We start from the raw sequence: 16897 nt of genomic DNA, 5'->3' as shown, positions 1-16897 counted from the left end.
CCGATATGATTCAGATTAGAAAAGAGGATAACCAGAAAAAGCAGAAAGAAAAGAAACTGAAAGTTTACAAAGTCAATACCCACAAAAAAACCGTGATTGCCCTGTGGGTGCTGCTGGCAATGAGCTTCCTGTTTGCCGTCTATAAGAATTTCACGGCGATAGACATTCATACTGTCCATGAAACCAAAGTGATTGAGGAAACCATCCTCGACACTCACAAGATAGAAAACTTTGTGGAGAATTTCGCAGAAGTCTACTATTCATGGGAACAGTCCGCCACTTCCATTGACAACCGGACAAACGCTTTAAAAGGGTATCTCACCGGAGAGCTGCAAGCCCTGAATGTAGATACTGTCCGAAAGGACATCCCCGTATCGTCTGCCCTGACCGATTTTCAGATATGGGAAATTACAAAAGAAAAGGAGCAGCATTATCAAGTGACCTATACAGTGGAACAGCGTATCACAGAGGGAGAATCCAGTAAAACCGTCCGTTCCGCCTATCAGGTGACGGTCTATGTGGACGGCTCTGGAAACCTGACGATTATCCAGAACCCAACCATCACCAGCGTTCCTGTAAAATCCGGTTACACCCCAAAAGCGGTACAAAGTGACGGTACGGTGGATTCCATCACCACGGAGGAAATCAACGAATTTCTCACTACCTTTTTCAAGCTGTACCCTACGGCAACCGCAAAAGAGCTGACCTATTATGTGAATGAGGGCGTGCTGAAACCTGTGGGGAAAGAATATATCTTCTCGGAACTGGTAAATCCTGTCTACAACCGAAACGGAAATCAGGTGACAGCTTCCCTTGCAGTAAAATATCTGGATAACCAGACCATGACAACACAGGTATCGCAGTTTTACCTTGTGCTGGAAAAGAACGGGGAAAACTGGAAAATTGTGAAATAGTTATAGAGAAACGTGCATTTCTCATTTGGAGATTTGCACGTTTCTCTTACAAAGTATTTAAAAGAAATTTTCGTTTAATCTTTATATTTTTGATTAGCTCCCAGCAGTAGTGTATCAATTGCTTCGGATAATTCTTTTCTTACTTTATCAGGATTTGAAAAGGCATATCTTAATTGTAATGTTGTATAACCATGAAGCATACCTGTTACCATGCTCAAAATTTCAGTGGTCTTATCTGGATTAAAGCCACATGAGCAAATAAGTGTTTTAAGTAAAGATAGATAATCATTAAAAATGATTGCTGTTTCCTCTGTTCCATTCCAACTAGCCCATTGAATTATTTCATACACACCGGGATGTTCAATCATATAATTAAGATATTCAACTGCCACTAATTTTAACGCTGAATCCCCTGTCTTACCGATTGCTGCACGAATCATTTTTTCATTCATAGTACGCATACCACTATGTGCTATCTCCCTAAGAAGTTCATCCAAACTTCCTATATGATTATATAAGGAGGGGGTACGAATCCCTAAATTTTCAGCAATAGCTTTCAAAGAAACATTATGAAGTCCATTTCTATCAGCCATATCAGACGCTGTTTTTATAACTTCGGCTCTTGTAACTCGCATATTCATTTTCCTCTTTCTTCACATCATTTACCTCATTTTAAGTAATTAAATTAGCGAAGTCAATAATTAGGTTAGAAAAAAAGAACTTTTATATTGACAAATTGTATTATAATATTTAATATTACTAATATAATTAGTTTTGATACTACTATAATTAGTTTATGAAAGGAACTACAAATATGTGTACAAGATTTGTGTATAATGGGAAAGAAACCATTGTTGGGTTCAATTTTGATATTGACCTTTCTGAATGGGAACATACCGTAATTGCTGAAAAAGACCGTTTTTTTATAGGGATAAAAATGTCCGATAATAAGTATCACTCTTTTCACGGAATCAATAGAAATGGGAATGTTGGCACATTGTTGTATGTACATGGAAATGACAATGCACAATTTTGCGGTAATGAATCATGCTATACAATAGCTGATTTGACAGAAAATTTTATAAAAGGCAACCTCTCTTTTGATGATTCATTGGAAATAGTGAAAAAAAAGAAAATTACTTATGCTCCTGACACTACTATGCAGGCTATGTTTTCGGATAGAACTGGGCGTGTTCTCATTATTGAACCGGGGATTGGGTATCGTTTGGAAAAAGAAAAATATTCCTTAATAACAAATTACTCCATTCTAAAACCAGAATTGACTAATCCATATGTTTTATCTGGGGATAACAGATATGAAAAGGCAAAGGATTTACTGCAAGGATATGGAGAAAACTTCTCTATTTCCAACGCCTTTGATGTACTTAGGTCAGTACGTCAGGAAGGACTTTGGGCAACCAGAGTTTCTTTTGTATATTCCGTTGCTAAAAATAAGGTATATTATGTGTTGAACAATGATTTCAAAAATATTGCAGAGTATCAATTCTAATATCACTGCAATTATAAACAAAAGTGGAGGATTTACATTTCCCCCACTTCCTTAGATTTGACAATACCATCTGCGACGCTTTCCATAATAACAAGGTCAGCGTCTGTGAAATTGTCTATTTTGTTTTCTAACTGCCTGCGTTTGGTACTTTTCACCCGACTGCTGGCAGGCAAGAAAAACTCATCCACTGATACATTCAGCAGAGATACAAGGTCGTAAAGCACCTGTAAGCTGGGATGCTGCCCTTTGTTCTCAATATTGGTTAAATAACGTGGGTCAATCTCAATCATTGCTCCCACCTGTTCACGGGTCAAACCCTGTTTTTTACGGGCTTCTTTTATGGCAAGCCCCAAAGCCCTGAAATCATATTTATCTTCTTTTTTACGCATAATACACCACCTCTGTACATTTTACTGTTCCTGTTATAATAGTGACAGGTATAGAAAAACGTATTGTACAGTTGTACAGTTCCTATTATGTGTACCAAAGATAAAACTATGCTGCTGAAACGGAAATAAAAAAAACCGTTATTTGGCAGTACACTTTTCTTGCGTCAAAATCACATAAGCCTTTCCAGACGACGGTTTAATAAAAGCCGCCGTCTTTCTTTTTTCCAGAACACATGGAGGTTGTATTAAAGTCAGCTTTTTTTAGGCTCCGGCGGCTTACAGGAGGAAGCCGCTATGCAAAATATTTTCTTAAATATATCTACATTCGGTAAACCGTTAAAAAAAGCCATCCACCTACGCTAGAAAAGTCTGACCTGCAATATGGTTTTTCACAATACATAGTAAGAACTATCGAAGCACACAAGCAGAAATATCGTCTGTTTGCGTGCTTTTTTAGTTGGAAGAAAAAGTTTTTAAATTTTTCTTCTCAAAACGCAACTGCACCCCCTGTCCTGTCGGGACTAAGAGCGAAAAGGGGGAAAGAAGCAGAAATTCCTATCAACTCGCTCCCTTTCAAGGCTGGAAAGGGGGTGAGCAATGATGAAGCCATCTGAATTTCAGACAACCATAGAGAACCAGTTTGATTATATCTGTAAAGTCGCTATGGAGAATGAACGCAAAGACTATCTCAAAGCGTTGTCCAGACAGTGTAAACGGGAAACCCTGTTCTGTGATATGGACGATTACACCGTCAATCTGTTTTCTTCCGAAGACACCTATCCCTCCCATTTCCATACTTTTGAAATGGATGGATTTACTGTCCGCATTGAAAACAGCCTATTAGCAGAAGCATTAGAAAATCTGGATGAAAAGAAACGTGACGTTATCCTGAGATATTATTTCCTCGGATTTGACGATACGGAAATTTCAAAAATTCTGGAAGTCAACCGTTCTACCATCCAGAGAAGAAGACACGCCGGACTGGAATTTATCAAAAAATTTATGGAGGAAGAAGCATGACATCAAAGCACCCTATGATTCCGTTTCCTGTAATTGTAAGGGCTGCGGACGGTGATATTGAAGCAGTCAACCAGATTGTACGCCATTACAGCGGTTTTATTGCCAGCCGTTCCATGCGTCCCATGAAAGACGAATATGGCAATACTCACATGGTTGTAGATGAAACCCTACGCCGCCGGATGGAAACACGTCTGATTGCAAAGATTTTATCTTTTGAAATCAGGGAACCAAAGTAAAAATAACGCTCTCCTGTGGAAGCATGGACAAGCCCATGCTTCCCAGACAGAGCTTGCCAGCCTATTAAAGTGCATTATCACCAGTGCATTTTAACAGGCTGACAAAGCCGGATTGTTCCTTGAAAAAGAAAGCGTCTAATCAACGCAGCATAAAGCAGCCGAATACGTTTCGATAGAAAGAGAGCCGTTGGGCTGGCACGCCGTGACCCACCAAAGGAGGGATGAAACCGGATAGCGATTCCTGCCAGCGTTCCATAAGCAGCTTACCGCAGAGCTGCCGCCATGACCTTTCTATTGTGATAATGATACTTCCGTACAGCCTTAGTCCGTGTGATGATGTAGCACCGCTGGCAAAGGGTACGGCTGGATGAGAACCATGCAGGGGTGAGATTCCCATGAGCTTTAGCGAAAGCTGCTCGGCTTGCTTATATACTATTTTGAATTAGAATTTTTCATTCAAAATCAAATAACTATTCGCAGGAAATACAATCTTAATATTACTTTTGCCACAAAATCTGATATAATATAGACAGATATTGAGGGTTCCATATCTGGTCTATGGAAAGGAGGAACATGATTACAGTAACAAAAAAAGACTTAATAGAACTGGGTTATGGGACTTCATTCGCAGCAGACATCATAAGAGAAGCAAAAAAACTTATGATTTCAAAAGGGCATACCTACTATCAGTCACGCAAACTGGACAGGGTTCCCAGAGAAGCTGTGGAAGAATTGTTAGGGATTACTTTTACTGATAAATCAAACTGATTGTACTTCTTGCACATTTATGTAAGGAGTGAAATCATGGCAAAAGACCCTATTAAGAAAGCAGAAAACGGAACTTATTATTTTAGAGCAAACTTAGGTTTCCACCCGATTACCGGAAAACAGATTCAGAAATACAAAAGCGGATTCAAGACAAAAAAGGAAGCCAGAGAAGCATATTCAAAGCTTATGCTTACATCCACAGAGGAATTGACAGAAAAGAAACAGCAGCTATCCTTTCAGCAGTTCATTGAAGAGACTTACCTACCTTGGTATAAAACACAGGTAAAGGAAAGTACCTATCTGAACCGCCGTTCTACCATTCAGAAACATTTTTCATACTTTTACAAAATGACGGTGGATGAGATAGAACCCATTAACGTCCAAAACTGGCAGCTTGAACTCGCAAAAGAATTTAGTCCAAACTATATCCGTATTGTACAGGGTATGCTCTCCATTGCCTTTGACAGAGCAGTTGTTCTCGGTCTTGCAAAGAAAAATCCGTCACGAATGATAGGAAACATCAAGAGCAAGAAAACAAAAGTGGATTTTTGGACACTGGATGAATTTCAAAAGGTAATTTCCCTACTCTACAAGGGCGATTATTACGAACATTACCTTTTCATTTCATACTGGCTCCTGTTTATGACTGGAATGAGAATCGGAGAAGCCGCAGCCCTGCAATGGTCGGATATCAACTTTGAAACCGGACTTTTAAGTATAACGAAAACGCTGTACTATAAAACAATAGACGAATACAAATTTGTGGAACCAAAGACACAAGCCAGTATTCGCACTATCTATATTGACACAGATACCATTAAAGAATTAAAAGCATGGCAGGAAGTACAGCAAAAGGTTTTAAAGGACTGTGACCTTGTACTAAGCTATAATGGGATTCCCACCAGTAAGCACACCCTCCCACGGGCATTAGAAAAACTTGCTGGATTGGCAGGCGTACACCGTATCAAAATTCATGCACTCAGACATTCCCATGCTTCCCTGCTCATCAGTATGGGAGAAAATCCTTTATTGATTAAAGAACGTCTGGGGCATGAAAAGATACAGACCACGTTAGGAACCTATGGACATTTATATCCCAACACCAACGTGGAAGTTGCCAAAAAATTAACTGGCGTTCTCACTTATACTCCGGCAACAACCAGTGTTGCCGATTACACCAGCAATCAGCATACAGCAATCTATCACAGAGCAGTTGAATAAAAAAATGCAATCAAAATGCAATTCTAAAAGAAAAGAGCCTCAAAACCCTTGAAAATAAAGGCTTTGAAGCTCTGCTCCAACTATTCGAACTCTACAAAGACTAACGCTTTTTGTTTAGGAATTATTCTCTGTAATGTTTCTCGTTCTTTTGATTATTTGATATATCCATATTATCCTGCCTATACGAGCTAATGTTATCATTTTGTTATCGGCATTGATAACACCTACTCGATAACTGTGGATAATAACTATATGTAGCATGTCAAATTATAAGCTATTTTGCTTAGAGATTCAACACAAAACTGAAATTTTACTTTTCCTTATATTCATCTGGTATTGCTATTTGAAATGTTTCACACAACAGCATCACATCATGCACATCATTTTTATCGTGTTCATATCCCAAATGAAGCATTACCTGACTCAATGGTTCAATACAAGAAACAGTTATATCTCCAACTTTTCCAATACCGGAAAAAGTTTTTGATGGAAATATATCTCCCTCATAAACAATTCCGTCATCTGTAAATTCAAAACAATGTAAATCAATGATTCTTTGTTTATCATCTTTCCAGACAGTATGACCATCCGTTGTATAATCAGTATTTACTTCCTCAAATCCATGCTGCTTAATCACATAAATATAATCATGATAATGTTTCAGTTCAACAAACAAATCAATATCATTGTGTATTCTTGATTCTCTTTTAAGAAGTGCATCAACACCCCATCCGCCATCTAAATATACTTTAATTTCGTTTTGCAAAGCATATTTTATAATTTCACATGCATCTTCTGTACGTACCATAATCTATCCTCCAAATTCAAATCTTTGTATGCTTTCCAACTCACTAAAAGCCTGAAATTTGTCAGTCTTTCATCCTTTTTGTTATCAATCACCAATTAGCTGTAATCCATTAGGATTTAGCTGATATATTTTATCGCACACCTCTTCAATATACTTTCTATCGTGAGAAATGCTAATGACAGCCCCCGGAAATTCTCGGAGCATTTTTCTTATTACCGGACCGGACAATGGTGAAAAATTTCTTGTCGGTTCATCCAGAATAAGAACATTTGCACCACTTAAGCTCATCCTCAAGAGAAGCACTTTCGCCTTTTGTCCGCCTGATAACTCCCGAATCGGATGCTCCATTTCATCTGGTGTGTATTTAAGTGAACCAAGGTATGTTCTAATTCTTGTACGCTCTTCTTTATCTCCTGTTTTATCAAGGTAATCAACCGGTGTAACATCCAAATCCAGCAGGTCTTCATAAGTTTGAGGCATATATTCTGCTTTAATGTCATTCCGATTTAGGAGTTCTTCCGCTATCTTTTTTAGAAGAGTCGTTTTTCCTGCCCCGTTGGCTCCTATCATACAGATTTTTTCTGAACCTTTTATTTTTAAATGAATTCCTTCTGCTAAAATTCTTTTGCCATCCGGAGTCACAAGCTTTGAAAGTTCATATTCTATGACCGTTTTTCCTGCGGGAATGTGTGAGTTTTCATCCCCTAATTTGACAAAGATTGCTTCTTCCTGTTCCGGCATCTGAGTCATATTTTCATCTTCTTTTTCAAATCTTCGTTCCATTGCCTTAACCGTATGCATTTTGTCCTTTAAGTTTTTGGCAACAGACGGTGCTTGTCTGGTACAACTTCTTAATGCACCTTGTACACTCTGCATAACTCTTTGATATTTTTCATCGCGAATCTTTTTCTCCCTACGGTCACTCAGTGCCCGCTGTTTTTGGATTTCAAATTTATGAAGCCGTTCTTCCACATAGCGTCTATAGGGAAGCTTTGCCACGGTATATCTCGCCTTTGTTTTTCGTATAATCTGCTCGATATGTATCACCATGTTGGCAGTACGCTCTATCAGCGTTTCATCGTGTGAAATAAAAAGCACAATGTGCTTCCAGTCATTTATGATTTTTTCCAGTAATGTAAGCGTCGCAATGTCGATGTCATTGGAAGGTTCGTCCAACAACAGCACAGAAACATCGCGAATGAAAAGCCTCATAAGTTGTGTCTTGACTTTTTCGCCTCCTGAAAGACTACCCATTGTCTGGTTACTGTAGAAAAAATCATTTTTCATTCCAAATTTTCCCGCAATAACAGACAATTCTTTAGGCGTTTTCTCCCAGAATATTTCCTCTTCAGAAAAATATTCGTATATTGTTTTTTCCTTATCTTCATCGAGCATCTCCTGCGGAAGATAACCAAGACGTTCGTGTCCCATTATCCTTTCCCCATCTGCTTCTATATAGTTTTCTACAAGCGACGGATTGTATATCCACTTCATTAATGTCGATTTCCCATTTCCCTCTTCTCCAATAATAACTGCCTTATCTCCATCATTTAGCACAAGGTTGAAATCATTAAGAATTATTCTCAGGTCTTTTTTATGTGTTAAATTTAATTTTTTTATCTGCAACATTAAAGTTTCTCCTTTTCGAAGTCTGAGCCAATTATTATTTTGAACACACAAAAACGAGTCTTTTTTGCATACGCAAAAATAGACTCGCTAAATAGACCCTTATTTCTTTTCCAAAAGGAAAACAAAGGAAATGCCTCTTGCGATAATCCAACTTAAGCGTACACAAAACAAACCTATTCTCTACAGGCTCAATAACTATATGTGTCTTACTTAAATCAAATTATCTATTAATCATTTCCTCACCTTACACAAAATGTGCCTTTCTTTCTTCTAATGGCAATACTATCATACTGTATTTTTTGTGTCAATACATTTCACCTTATGGAAGTGCAAATTAAAATTTTCACTTCCTAATTATACATCCAACCATTACGAAATTCAATCTTTCACAACCTCTTTACAACCACAACCACAGCACTCCAGCAAACGCAGGAGCACCATACCGTAAAACGCTTATGTGTAAATCAACTCCGTTCCTACAACTTCCCTCACACAAGCCTGAATATTATTCATTCTTCCAATCCATTCGTAGGGATTATCTTTCTTTAATTGTTCCGTCACATCTTGTCTGTCGGCATATTCCTTTACCAGTCGAAGAAACATATCCTCTGCTTGCTTATCGACTTCTGCAAGATAACTATGCAGCTTTCCGCTTGTCAGCAGGTTCATATATAACACTTTATAGTGTTCCTTTAAATGCCTTGCATGTCGTTTCCCCCATAAACCAATCGGCTCTATTTCTTCTTCGGCTGGTACTGTGATGTTCGGCAATAAATAATCACCCACCTGTCTATAAGTTCCGCCCATTTCTTCAAAAATTGTCTTTGTCATTTTCCTTTTCCTCCTGTGATTTTTGTCTATCGTGATCGTGTATTATCACGCTTGCGACCTTTAACTGTTCTTGCCTGCTCCAACAAATCATCTATCTGTTTGCGACCAAAAACCTTACGGAGCAGGCTGTAATCTTTATTTTCTGCTTTTAGGATTTTGTTTTCTTCGGTCAATCTTTCATTGACTTTCTCCAAACGCTGATTGGTGCGGTATAACTGTGCATTCGCTGTATTCAGCCTATGATAGTTGTCCCACCCCTCAAAGCAGCGGGCAAGCACCGTTTTGACAAGTTGCTTCAATTTCCTTACAACCGGCTCTGCCATTTTGGTTTTATATGCCTTTGCAGTCATAAATTTCTCTGGTTCTGGCAACTGATATTTCGGTGCAGTATCAAGCTCTATTTCAAGATTTGACAGCTCGTCTTTTGCCTTATCATAGTTCAATACTCGTTCCGACAACACATCAAATTCAATCTGTTTCTGCTCGATTTTCGCACCTAATGCCGCCACTTCTTTTTCTCTTTCCTGCTTTTTATAATCCAAAACAGAAAGATGTTTTTCGTGTGTGCCTAAATGTTCCCACTCAATCCCATAACGTTCCATCACCGCCGCAAGCTGTTCTTTTTCGGACTGTATCCATTGCGACCACTCCGTATCGCCACGACTGCCGCCCTTAAAACCTTGCGTTGCAAGAGCCTGCTTTAGTGACACTCTTGTATCAAGTCCACGCTTGCTGCCTGTGGTAAAAGGTACAAAATCTATGTGCAGATGTGGTGTAGCTTCATCCATATGCAGATGAGCCGAGAACACCCGAAGCTGTGGATTTCGCTCCTGAAAACCCTGATAGTATTCATCTAAAATCTGCTTTGCCAGTTCTCCGTTTTCCGTATCGGCGTTCATATTTCCCTTACCGCCCACCTGTAAAATGATTTCGTGGAACGGTTTTTCCTGCTTGGAACTTCGGATTTTTTCATAATAATCTTTTATCTTTCGGTCTGACCTTATCTGCTTGGCATTGTATCTTTCCAATGCTTCATCAAACAATTCGTGATAAACTGTCTTTATATTTTCATTGCAGTAGTCGATATTGAGATGAGTACGAGTTCCGTCTACATTTTCTGCTCGGAACTTTCGGCTATTGTGATTGACCGAGCCTTTACCGACCATTGCACTTATCGTTCTCTGCATTTTTTCATCTCCCATCTGTAAATTTCAACATTCTCAGGTTTTGTTACTTTTGTCAAAAGTAACGCAAAAGCACTTTTGACGGGTACACCCATCAAAAATGCGACCTGTAAACAGGTTTTGCGTTCTCCGAAGGCTCTCCGAGGGGTGAGCGTGTGCCGGTGGCACACACGCCTGCGAACCGACCGAGCCAGCAGGCGAGACCAAAGAGCCGCCTTTGAAAAGGCACTCTCTGCACACTCCCCTAAACTTTATCCGGTGTCAAAGTGTGACGATGGTGACAATGTTTTTCACAGCGTGCTGCTCTCAAAAACATTGACACCTTTGACACCGTTTGTCACGCCGTCTGCTCGGTTTCTTTCCAAAGTGAAACCTTTCTTCCGTCGTGTGTGCGGCTGTTCTGATAACGGATACCGTAATCACGAAACAGCCTGCTTGCGTTGATACTGAGCCTTAAAGAAAGTACATTCGGCTTTATATCCACCGCAAGCCTTTCGCAAAGTTCCGAAGCAGTTCCTTCCCATCTGTCACTTTCCGAAAAGAGCGTATCCGCTATCTTCTCAAGCAGAGGTTCGGGCGGTTCTTTCCACATCTCCGTTTCCGATTTTGCAAAGTTCCACACCAATCGCTCGCTGTCCCTTACAAGATGGATTTTCATATCCTGCTGGTCTCTGCCAGCAACATCAAGTGTGGCATTGTTGGAAGCACGCTTGTCCTTACTGAGAACAAATGCACCGTCTGCCGCACCCATCAGACCATTCGTGCCTGAAATCATATCGAATATATCTTCCGATTTTTGTTTGCGTGTATGATGAACAATAAGCATTGAAACCTTGTAACTGTCTGCCAACGCTTTCAGCCTTGCCACAACATCATAATCACTTGCGTAGCTGTAATCTGCTCCGCCTGCTTCACGCACACGCTTTAAGGTGTCTATGATAATCAAGCCTGTGTCTGGGTGTTCCCTCATAAACCCTCTTATCTGTTCTTCCAGTCCGCCATTGACCGTTTTACATTCCGTTGCGAAATACAGATTGCCTGTCTCCTTTGCACCGAACATCTGAAACAATCGCTTCTGCAAACGTGGGTAATCATCTTCAAGGGCAAAATAAAGCACCGTTGCCTTACGCACCTTATACTCCCAAAGCGGTGTGCCTGTGCTGATATGATAGGCAAGCTGTGCCATCATAAAGCTCTTTCCCACTTTCGGGGAACCTACGAAAAGGTAAGTTCCCCTTTGGAGCAGACCGTCGATAAGTGGTGTCTGAACCTCAAACACCGTATCATACAGCGTTGTCATTGATACTGTTTTCAGATAGGAAGGGTCTAACTGTCTGAGTATTTCCCTTTGCATTTCTTCAAAAGATTGCTCGTACCCCTTGAAATCCGTATCCTGATTGACTATACTATTGTCAGTACATTTGGAAAGTGACTGTTCCGCATCTGTTGCCGCAGATACATTTGGAATAGTCATTTCTTTTTTATTCTCCATTCGCATCCTCTCCTTTCAAACCGCCGAGAATAATGGAAATCAGTTCTATTACACTCAGCAGTTCATCATCCACACCTTTTCCTGCTTCAATCCTTTTCAGTTCCGCAAGGACTGTGGCAAATTCCGTTTTCAACGCCTTATACACTCTCGGATTGCCCTGTACCACCACATCCTGATTTAAGCAACGGCGGTAACAATACTCCTGTTTTGGCAATCCTGATAGAGCTACAGCTCTGTTAATGAGTTCGTTTTCTTCGGGCGATACTCGAAACCCTACTGTGATATTCCTCCAACGATTTTTGTTATCTCTGTTCTTAGCTGACATTTTCAAAATCTCCTTTCCCTAAATCATCTAATTTTTCTGCCATCTCAATCTGCTTTGACGGAAAGAGGTGTGCGTACTGATAAGTAATATCAATACTTTCGTGACCAACTCGGTCAGCAATCGCCACCGCAGAAAAGCCCATATCAATCAAGAGTGAAATGTGGCTGTGACGGAGATCGTGAATGCGGATACGCTTCACGCCTGCCGCCTTTGCCCCTCTGTCCATCTCGTGATGAAGATAGCTTTTCGTCACCGTAAAGATACGGTCTTTCTTCTTCAATCCGTAAAGCATACCGAGATATTCTTTCATTTCCTCACACAGAAACTTCGGCATTTTAATCGTGCGGTTGCTCTTTTTCGTTTTCGGAGAAGTAATCACATCCTGCCCTTTCAAACGCTGATAGGATTTATTGATTGTGACTGTTTCCTTATCAAAGTTGAAATCTGCCGGAGTCAAAGCTAACAGCTCGCCCTCTCGGATACCGCACCAGTAAAGCATTTCAAACGCATAAAAGGAAACAGGCTTGTCCATCATCTCAAAAGAGAATTTCTTGTATTCTTCCTTTGTCCAGAACAGCATTTCCTTGTGTTCCTCACGTCCCATATTTCCCACCTTTGCCGCAGGATTGGAACGCAGTTCATAGTAGCGGACAGCGTGATTGAAAATGGCGGACAACTGATTGTGCAGCGTTTTCAGATACGTCTGTGAATAAGGCTTTTTCTTCTCATCACGATAGGCAAGCATTTCATTCTGCCAAGTAATAATCTCCTTTGTGGAAATCTCGCTGATTTTCAGTTTCCCGAAATACGGAAGTATCTTTGTGCGTATGATATGCTCTTTGGTAAGCCACGTGTTTTCCTTCAAACGGTTCTTCACATCATTGATATAAAGCTCCGTAAAGGCTTCAAAACTCATATCAAGGTCTGAAGAAGTCTGCAATTTGAACATTCTTTCCCATTCCTGTGCTTCTCGTTTGGTAGCAAAGCCACGCTTGCATTTCTGCTTGCGTTCCCCTTTCCAGTTCACATACCTTGCCATCACATACCAAGTACCGTTATCTTCATTCTTAAATACCGGCATTTACATTTCCCCCTTTCCTGCTCCGTAGAGCCTTTCGTAAAAATACTGGCGATTTACACGCCCTGCAATCGTAATAAAGCCCTTTGCTTTCAATTCCTCATTTAATTGTCTGATGAGTTTATATGCATAAGGTTTTGATACGTTTAGTTCCTGAGCCACATCTTCGGCTCGGATAAATCTGTTTTCCATATCCTTTTTCTTCCTTTCTTAAAATAATTTTTTGCTTGCCGCTTTCTCCGTGTTAAAGTTCCAACAGGCACTCCTGCTTGTCGGCAGGCGCTGTGCTGTCCCAATGCACCGCAGTACATCAGGCGCTCGCTCGTATAGGGGTTCCCGAAAAGTCGGAGACTTTTGGGGAAGAGGAGGAGCAGTGCAGCGAATGAGCTTTTGTGCTTGCACACAAGCGAACGATACGGAACTTGCTCCGACGAGGTCTTGGCGGTTTGGCTTTTCGGACGGTCATTCAGTTGTCGCATTAAGCATATTTGTTTAATTCGTAATTTATTTTACTAAACATATTTGCTATTGTCAAGTGGTTGCAAAGAAAATATTAAACATTTTTGTTTCGGTTTTTCTTGACTTCCACTAAACATTTCTGCTATACTTATTTCACTAAATATAAAAGGAGCGTATCATTATGGCTATCAGCGAAAGAATACATTTTTTCAGACTAATGCGTGGTATGACACAAAAGTATCTCGGTACAGCAATCGGTTTTCCAGAAAAGAGTGCTGATGTGCGTTTGGCACAGTACGAAACTGGTACACGCAAACCGAAAGCAGACCTTACAAATGCATTGGCACAGGTGCTTGATGTTTCTCCACAGGCTCTTGATGTTCCTGACATAGACAGCTATATCGGTCTTATGCACACTCTGTTTACCCTTGAAGATATTTACGGTCTTACTGTCAGTGAAGCAGACGGAGAGGTATGCTTAAAGGTCAACAAGGACAAAGGCAGAGAAGCATATGAACTCCTCAAAATGCTGTATGCTTGGAAAGAACAGGCAGACAAGCTATCTTCCGAAGAAATCAACAGAGAAGAATACGATAACTGGCGTTACCATTATCCAGAGTTCGACACCACACAGCGTTGGGCAAAAGTTCCATCACAGGAATTAAGTGACGCTCTCGTGGAAGCATTCAAAGACCACTTGAAAGATAAATAAGCACCTACAGGACCTGCCACTGGCAGCTCCCTACAGATGCTTTGGCAACGACAAAAAAGCCCTTAACTATGGTTATTAACCACAGCTAAGGGCTTAGTTTATAATATGGAATTTGTTCAGAGCCAAGCTCCGAACTTTAGTCTGCAAGCCACCTGTTAATTGTTCCGTTACCCATAAACCACTGGATAACAAGAATAATGGCACTTGCTATGACTGTTATCAATTTGTTATCAAAAGACTAATCGAAATCGCTGAAACCCGCATAAACACTGGCTTTTTTAAGCAACTCGATTTATTCAAACTCAATCGTAGCCGGCGGTTTCCCCGTGCAATCATACAGTACGCGGTTTACACCTTTCACCTCATTTACAATTCGGCTTGTGACTTTTCCGAGTACTTCCCACGGAAGTTCTGCGGATTCTGCGGTCATGAAGTCGGATGTGAGGACGGCACGAAGTGCGATGGCATAGTCATAGGTTCTGACATCGCCCATGCAGCCTACGGAACGCATATTGGTCAGGGCTGCGAAGTACTGACCGAGTGTGCGGTCGATACCTGCTTTTGCGATCTCCTCGCGGTAGATAGCGTCTGCATCCTGTACGATGCGTACCTTCTCTGCTGTTACCTCACCGATGATACGAACGCCAAGTCCCGGACCCGGGAACGGCTGACGGTATACCAGATTTTCCGGAATACCAAGTTCCAGACCGGCGCGGCGGACCTCATCTTTAAACAGCATACGCAGCGGCTCGATGATCTCCTTGAAATCTACATGTTCCGGAAGTCCGCCTACGTTGTGGTGGGACTTGATAACAGCGGATTTTCCAAGACCGGACTCAATCACATCCGGGTAAATCGTACCCTGTACGAAGTAATCTACTTTGCCAATCTTCTTTGCTTCCTCCTCAAATACGCGGATGAACTCTTCGCCGATGATCTTACGCTTGCGCTCCGGATCGGTTACACCTGCCAGCTTGTCGTAGAAACGCTGCTGTGCATTGACACGAATGAAGTTCAGCTTGTACGGACCGTTCGGACCAAATACTGCCTCTACCTCGTCACCCTCGTTTTTACGAAGCAGACCGTGATCGACGAATACGCAGGTCAGCTGGTCGCCGATCGCTTTCGCCATCAGGACGCCTGCTACGGAAGAGTCTACACCGCCGGACAGAGCCAGAAGGGCACGACCATTTCCTACTTTTTTACGGATTTCTTCGATGGATTTCTCTACGAACGCATCCATCTTCCAGTCACCTGCACAATGGCAGACACTGTATACGAAGTTATGCAGCATCTTGGAGCCTTCCTGTGTATGAAGTACCTCAGGATGTGCCTGGATGCCGTACCAGCCTTTTTCTTCATTTTCCATACCTGCAATCGGGCAGACCGGAGTATGGGCTGTCACACGGAAACCTTCCGGCATCTTGGAAATATAGTCGGTATGGCTCATCCAGCATATGGTCTTCGGGGATACACCCTCATACAGCTTAGATGTTGTGTCTACCTCTACCTCAGTCTTTCCGTATTCGCTGACCGGTGCTGTGGCAACCTCGCCACCTAACAGGTAGGACATCAGCTGTGCGCCATAGCAGATACCCAGTACCGGGATTCCCAGATCAAAGATTTCCTTTGAACATCTCGGAGATTCCTCCTTGTATACACTGTTCGGTCCGCCGGTGAAAATGATACCCTTCGGGTTCATCTCTTTGATTTTTTCCAGCGGCAGGGTGTAAGGATGAACCTCACAATATACGTTACACTCTCTTACTCTTCTGGCAATCAACTGATTGTACTGTCCGCCAAAGTCCAGTACAATGATCATCTCTTTCTCCACGAGTATTCCTCCTATAATTTTATGCTGCGATCCGTACTTCATCAACTTGTAGCTTCGAATCAACTTCCAGGATTTATGGTCACACGCTTGCACAACATGTGAACTGTAACAGTCATACTGCTGCCGCAGGTAATCGCTCCGTTTCAGCCCCATCGCCGCCAATCGAAAAATAACCGGTCGCAATCTGTTCAGCAGCTATACCACGTTCTCTTCCTGTCAATTCCTGTAACTTTTATTATAAAATACCCGGCAATTAAAGACAAGCCATTTTTACGGTATTTTCAGGCACTTTTTTCAGAAAAATGCTTTTCGATTCAATTCAAGTCGAACATCCGTGAGACTTGGCGCGTGATTCTGGTCAGCGAAGCATCGGCAAAATCCGCTACCAGTATGATATCGTACGGAATTTTCAGTGCAGAAAATTCCTATCCGCAAGTAAAAATGCATATTCTATGCAGAATCACTGCGCATCCTCGCGGAGCGTTTA

The 16897-nt window shown here is 41.3% G+C and carries 18 protein-coding genes; 7 read left to right on the top strand and 11 right to left on the bottom strand.

Going from position 1 to position 16897, the window contains the following annotated elements:
* Positions 1–5: 5 nt before the first annotated feature.
* Positions 6–914 (top strand): conjugal transfer protein, encoded by a 909-nt coding sequence (locus tag DXB70_RS07930; RefSeq protein ID WP_118529860.1) that lies wholly within the window; start codon positions 6–8, stop codon positions 912–914.
* 74 nt (positions 915–988) lie between these two features.
* On the opposite strand, the gene DXB70_RS07925 is transcribed toward DXB70_RS07930, so the two are convergent.
* Positions 989–1549 (bottom strand): TetR/AcrR family transcriptional regulator, encoded by a 561-nt coding sequence (locus tag DXB70_RS07925; protein WP_103900079.1) that lies wholly within the window; start codon positions 1547–1549, stop codon positions 989–991.
* 179 nt (positions 1550–1728) lie between these two features.
* Here DXB70_RS07925 and DXB70_RS07920 point away from each other — a divergent pair, with 179 nt between their 5' ends.
* Positions 1729–2424 carry a hypothetical protein gene (locus tag DXB70_RS07920; RefSeq protein ID WP_015552517.1) on the top strand — a complete coding sequence of 232 codons (696 nt, stop codon included), beginning with the start codon at positions 1729–1731 and terminating at the stop codon, positions 2422–2424.
* A 32-nt stretch (positions 2425–2456) separates the two neighbouring features.
* Here the strand turns inward: DXB70_RS07920 and DXB70_RS07915 are convergent, their stop codons facing one another.
* Entirely contained in the window at positions 2457–2813 is a 357-nt protein-coding gene (locus DXB70_RS07915) for a helix-turn-helix domain-containing protein (RefSeq protein WP_118529858.1), read from the bottom strand.
* 600 nt (positions 2814–3413) lie between these two features.
* Between DXB70_RS07915 and DXB70_RS07910 the strand changes: the two genes are divergently transcribed.
* From DXB70_RS07910 to DXB70_RS07890, 4 genes are all read left to right on the top strand, one after another.
* The gene (locus DXB70_RS07910) at positions 3414–3833 is read left to right on the top strand and encodes a sigma factor-like helix-turn-helix DNA-binding protein (RefSeq protein ID WP_182448439.1); all 420 of its coding nucleotides are present in this window, start codon (positions 3414–3416) and stop codon (positions 3831–3833) included.
* Positions 3830–4069: a helix-turn-helix domain-containing protein gene (locus DXB70_RS07905; RefSeq protein ID WP_118567795.1), complete on the top strand. Its 240-nt coding sequence runs from the start codon at positions 3830–3832 to the stop codon at positions 4067–4069. Before DXB70_RS07910 ends, DXB70_RS07905 begins: the two co-directional genes overlap by 4 nt.
* 573 nt (positions 4070–4642) lie before the next feature.
* On the top strand, positions 4643–4837 hold the full coding sequence (locus tag DXB70_RS07895; protein WP_011861908.1) for a DUF3173 domain-containing protein: 195 nt from the start codon (positions 4643–4645) through the stop codon (positions 4835–4837).
* Positions 4838–4873: 36 nt separating this feature from the next.
* Positions 4874–6058, top strand: coding sequence for a site-specific integrase (locus tag DXB70_RS07890; protein ID WP_015552515.1), 1185 nt, complete (start codon positions 4874–4876; stop codon positions 6056–6058).
* Positions 6059–6368: 310 nt separating this feature from the next.
* On the opposite strand, the gene DXB70_RS07885 is transcribed toward DXB70_RS07890, so the two are convergent.
* The 8 genes from DXB70_RS07885 to DXB70_RS07850 all read right to left on the bottom strand — a co-directional run bounded on the left by DXB70_RS07885 (position 6369) and on the right by DXB70_RS07850 (position 13597).
* A complete protein-coding gene (locus DXB70_RS07885; RefSeq protein WP_009247521.1) occupies positions 6369–6866 on the bottom strand; it encodes an aminoglycoside nucleotidyltransferase in 498 nt (165 codons plus the stop codon).
* A gap of 84 nt (positions 6867–6950) precedes the next feature.
* Complete coding sequence (locus tag DXB70_RS07880) at positions 6951–8495, bottom strand: ATP-binding cassette domain-containing protein (protein WP_009247522.1); 1545 nt, start codon at positions 8493–8495, stop codon at positions 6951–6953.
* 453 nt (positions 8496–8948) lie between these two features.
* Positions 8949–9326: a TnpV protein gene (locus DXB70_RS07875; RefSeq protein ID WP_009247523.1), complete on the bottom strand. Its 378-nt coding sequence runs from the start codon at positions 9324–9326 to the stop codon at positions 8949–8951.
* Positions 9327–9352: 26 nt separating this feature from the next.
* Complete coding sequence (locus DXB70_RS07870) at positions 9353–10513, bottom strand: plasmid recombination protein (RefSeq protein ID WP_009247524.1); 1161 nt, start codon at positions 10511–10513, stop codon at positions 9353–9355.
* A 334-nt stretch (positions 10514–10847) separates the two neighbouring features.
* A complete protein-coding gene (locus tag DXB70_RS07865) occupies positions 10848–12002 on the bottom strand; it encodes an AAA family ATPase (protein ID WP_055200169.1) in 1155 nt (384 codons plus the stop codon).
* On the bottom strand, positions 11992–12327 hold the full coding sequence (locus DXB70_RS07860; RefSeq protein ID WP_009247526.1) for a hypothetical protein: 336 nt from the start codon (positions 12325–12327) through the stop codon (positions 11992–11994). Before DXB70_RS07860 ends, DXB70_RS07865 begins: the two co-directional genes overlap by 11 nt.
* The gene (locus DXB70_RS07855) at positions 12317–13408 is read right to left on the bottom strand and encodes a site-specific integrase (protein WP_009247527.1); all 1092 of its coding nucleotides are present in this window, start codon (positions 13406–13408) and stop codon (positions 12317–12319) included. Before DXB70_RS07855 ends, DXB70_RS07860 begins: the two co-directional genes overlap by 11 nt.
* Positions 13409–13597 carry a transcriptional regulator gene (locus tag DXB70_RS07850; protein WP_009247528.1) on the bottom strand — a complete coding sequence of 63 codons (189 nt, stop codon included), beginning with the start codon at positions 13595–13597 and terminating at the stop codon, positions 13409–13411.
* 448 nt (positions 13598–14045) lie between these two features.
* On the opposite strand from DXB70_RS07850, the gene DXB70_RS07845 reads away from it, so the two are divergent.
* On the top strand, positions 14046–14576 hold the full coding sequence (locus DXB70_RS07845) for a helix-turn-helix transcriptional regulator (protein WP_009247529.1): 531 nt from the start codon (positions 14046–14048) through the stop codon (positions 14574–14576).
* A 292-nt stretch (positions 14577–14868) separates the two neighbouring features.
* Here the strand turns inward: DXB70_RS07845 and guaA are convergent, their stop codons facing one another.
* Entirely contained in the window at positions 14869–16410 is a 1542-nt protein-coding gene (gene guaA / locus DXB70_RS07840; protein ID WP_117796206.1) for a glutamine-hydrolyzing GMP synthase, read from the bottom strand.
* Positions 16411–16897 lie beyond the last annotated feature (487 nt).

This window comes from Clostridium sp. OM05-5BH (assembly GCF_003481505.1).
GTDB lineage: Bacteria > Bacillota > Clostridia > Lachnospirales > Lachnospiraceae > Otoolea > Otoolea fessa.
This window is presented reverse-complemented; position numbering and strand designations above follow the sequence as displayed.

Excerpts from the sequence above, each read along its gene's own strand:
- DXB70_RS07930 (WP_118529860.1), top strand. The coding sequence starts at position 6 with ATGATTCAGATTAGAAAAGAGGATAACCAGAAAAAGCAGAAAGAAAAG.
- DXB70_RS07925 (WP_103900079.1), bottom strand. The coding sequence starts at position 1,549 with ATGCGAGTTACAAGAGCCGAAGTTATAAAAACAGCGTCTGATATGGCT.
- DXB70_RS07920 (WP_015552517.1), top strand. The coding sequence starts at position 1,729 with ATGTGTACAAGATTTGTGTATAATGGGAAAGAAACCATTGTTGGGTTC.
- DXB70_RS07915 (WP_118529858.1), bottom strand. The coding sequence starts at position 2,813 with ATGCGTAAAAAAGAAGATAAATATGATTTCAGGGCTTTGGGGCTTGCC.
- DXB70_RS07910 (WP_182448439.1), top strand. The coding sequence starts at position 3,414 with ATGAAGCCATCTGAATTTCAGACAACCATAGAGAACCAGTTTGATTAT.
- DXB70_RS07905 (WP_118567795.1), top strand. The coding sequence starts at position 3,830 with ATGACATCAAAGCACCCTATGATTCCGTTTCCTGTAATTGTAAGGGCT.
- DXB70_RS07895 (WP_011861908.1), top strand. The coding sequence starts at position 4,643 with ATGATTACAGTAACAAAAAAAGACTTAATAGAACTGGGTTATGGGACT.
- DXB70_RS07890 (WP_015552515.1), top strand. The coding sequence starts at position 4,874 with ATGGCAAAAGACCCTATTAAGAAAGCAGAAAACGGAACTTATTATTTT.
- DXB70_RS07885 (WP_009247521.1), bottom strand. The coding sequence starts at position 6,866 with ATGGTACGTACAGAAGATGCATGTGAAATTATAAAATATGCTTTGCAA.
- DXB70_RS07880 (WP_009247522.1), bottom strand. The coding sequence starts at position 8,495 with ATGTTGCAGATAAAAAAATTAAATTTAACACATAAAAAAGACCTGAGA.
- DXB70_RS07875 (WP_009247523.1), bottom strand. The coding sequence starts at position 9,326 with ATGACAAAGACAATTTTTGAAGAAATGGGCGGAACTTATAGACAGGTG.
- DXB70_RS07870 (WP_009247524.1), bottom strand. The coding sequence starts at position 10,513 with ATGCAGAGAACGATAAGTGCAATGGTCGGTAAAGGCTCGGTCAATCAC.
- DXB70_RS07865 (WP_055200169.1), bottom strand. The coding sequence starts at position 12,002 with ATGGAGAATAAAAAAGAAATGACTATTCCAAATGTATCTGCGGCAACA.
- DXB70_RS07860 (WP_009247526.1), bottom strand. The coding sequence starts at position 12,327 with ATGTCAGCTAAGAACAGAGATAACAAAAATCGTTGGAGGAATATCACA.
- DXB70_RS07855 (WP_009247527.1), bottom strand. The coding sequence starts at position 13,408 with ATGCCGGTATTTAAGAATGAAGATAACGGTACTTGGTATGTGATGGCA.
- DXB70_RS07850 (WP_009247528.1), bottom strand. The coding sequence starts at position 13,597 with ATGGAAAACAGATTTATCCGAGCCGAAGATGTGGCTCAGGAACTAAAC.
- DXB70_RS07845 (WP_009247529.1), top strand. The coding sequence starts at position 14,046 with ATGGCTATCAGCGAAAGAATACATTTTTTCAGACTAATGCGTGGTATG.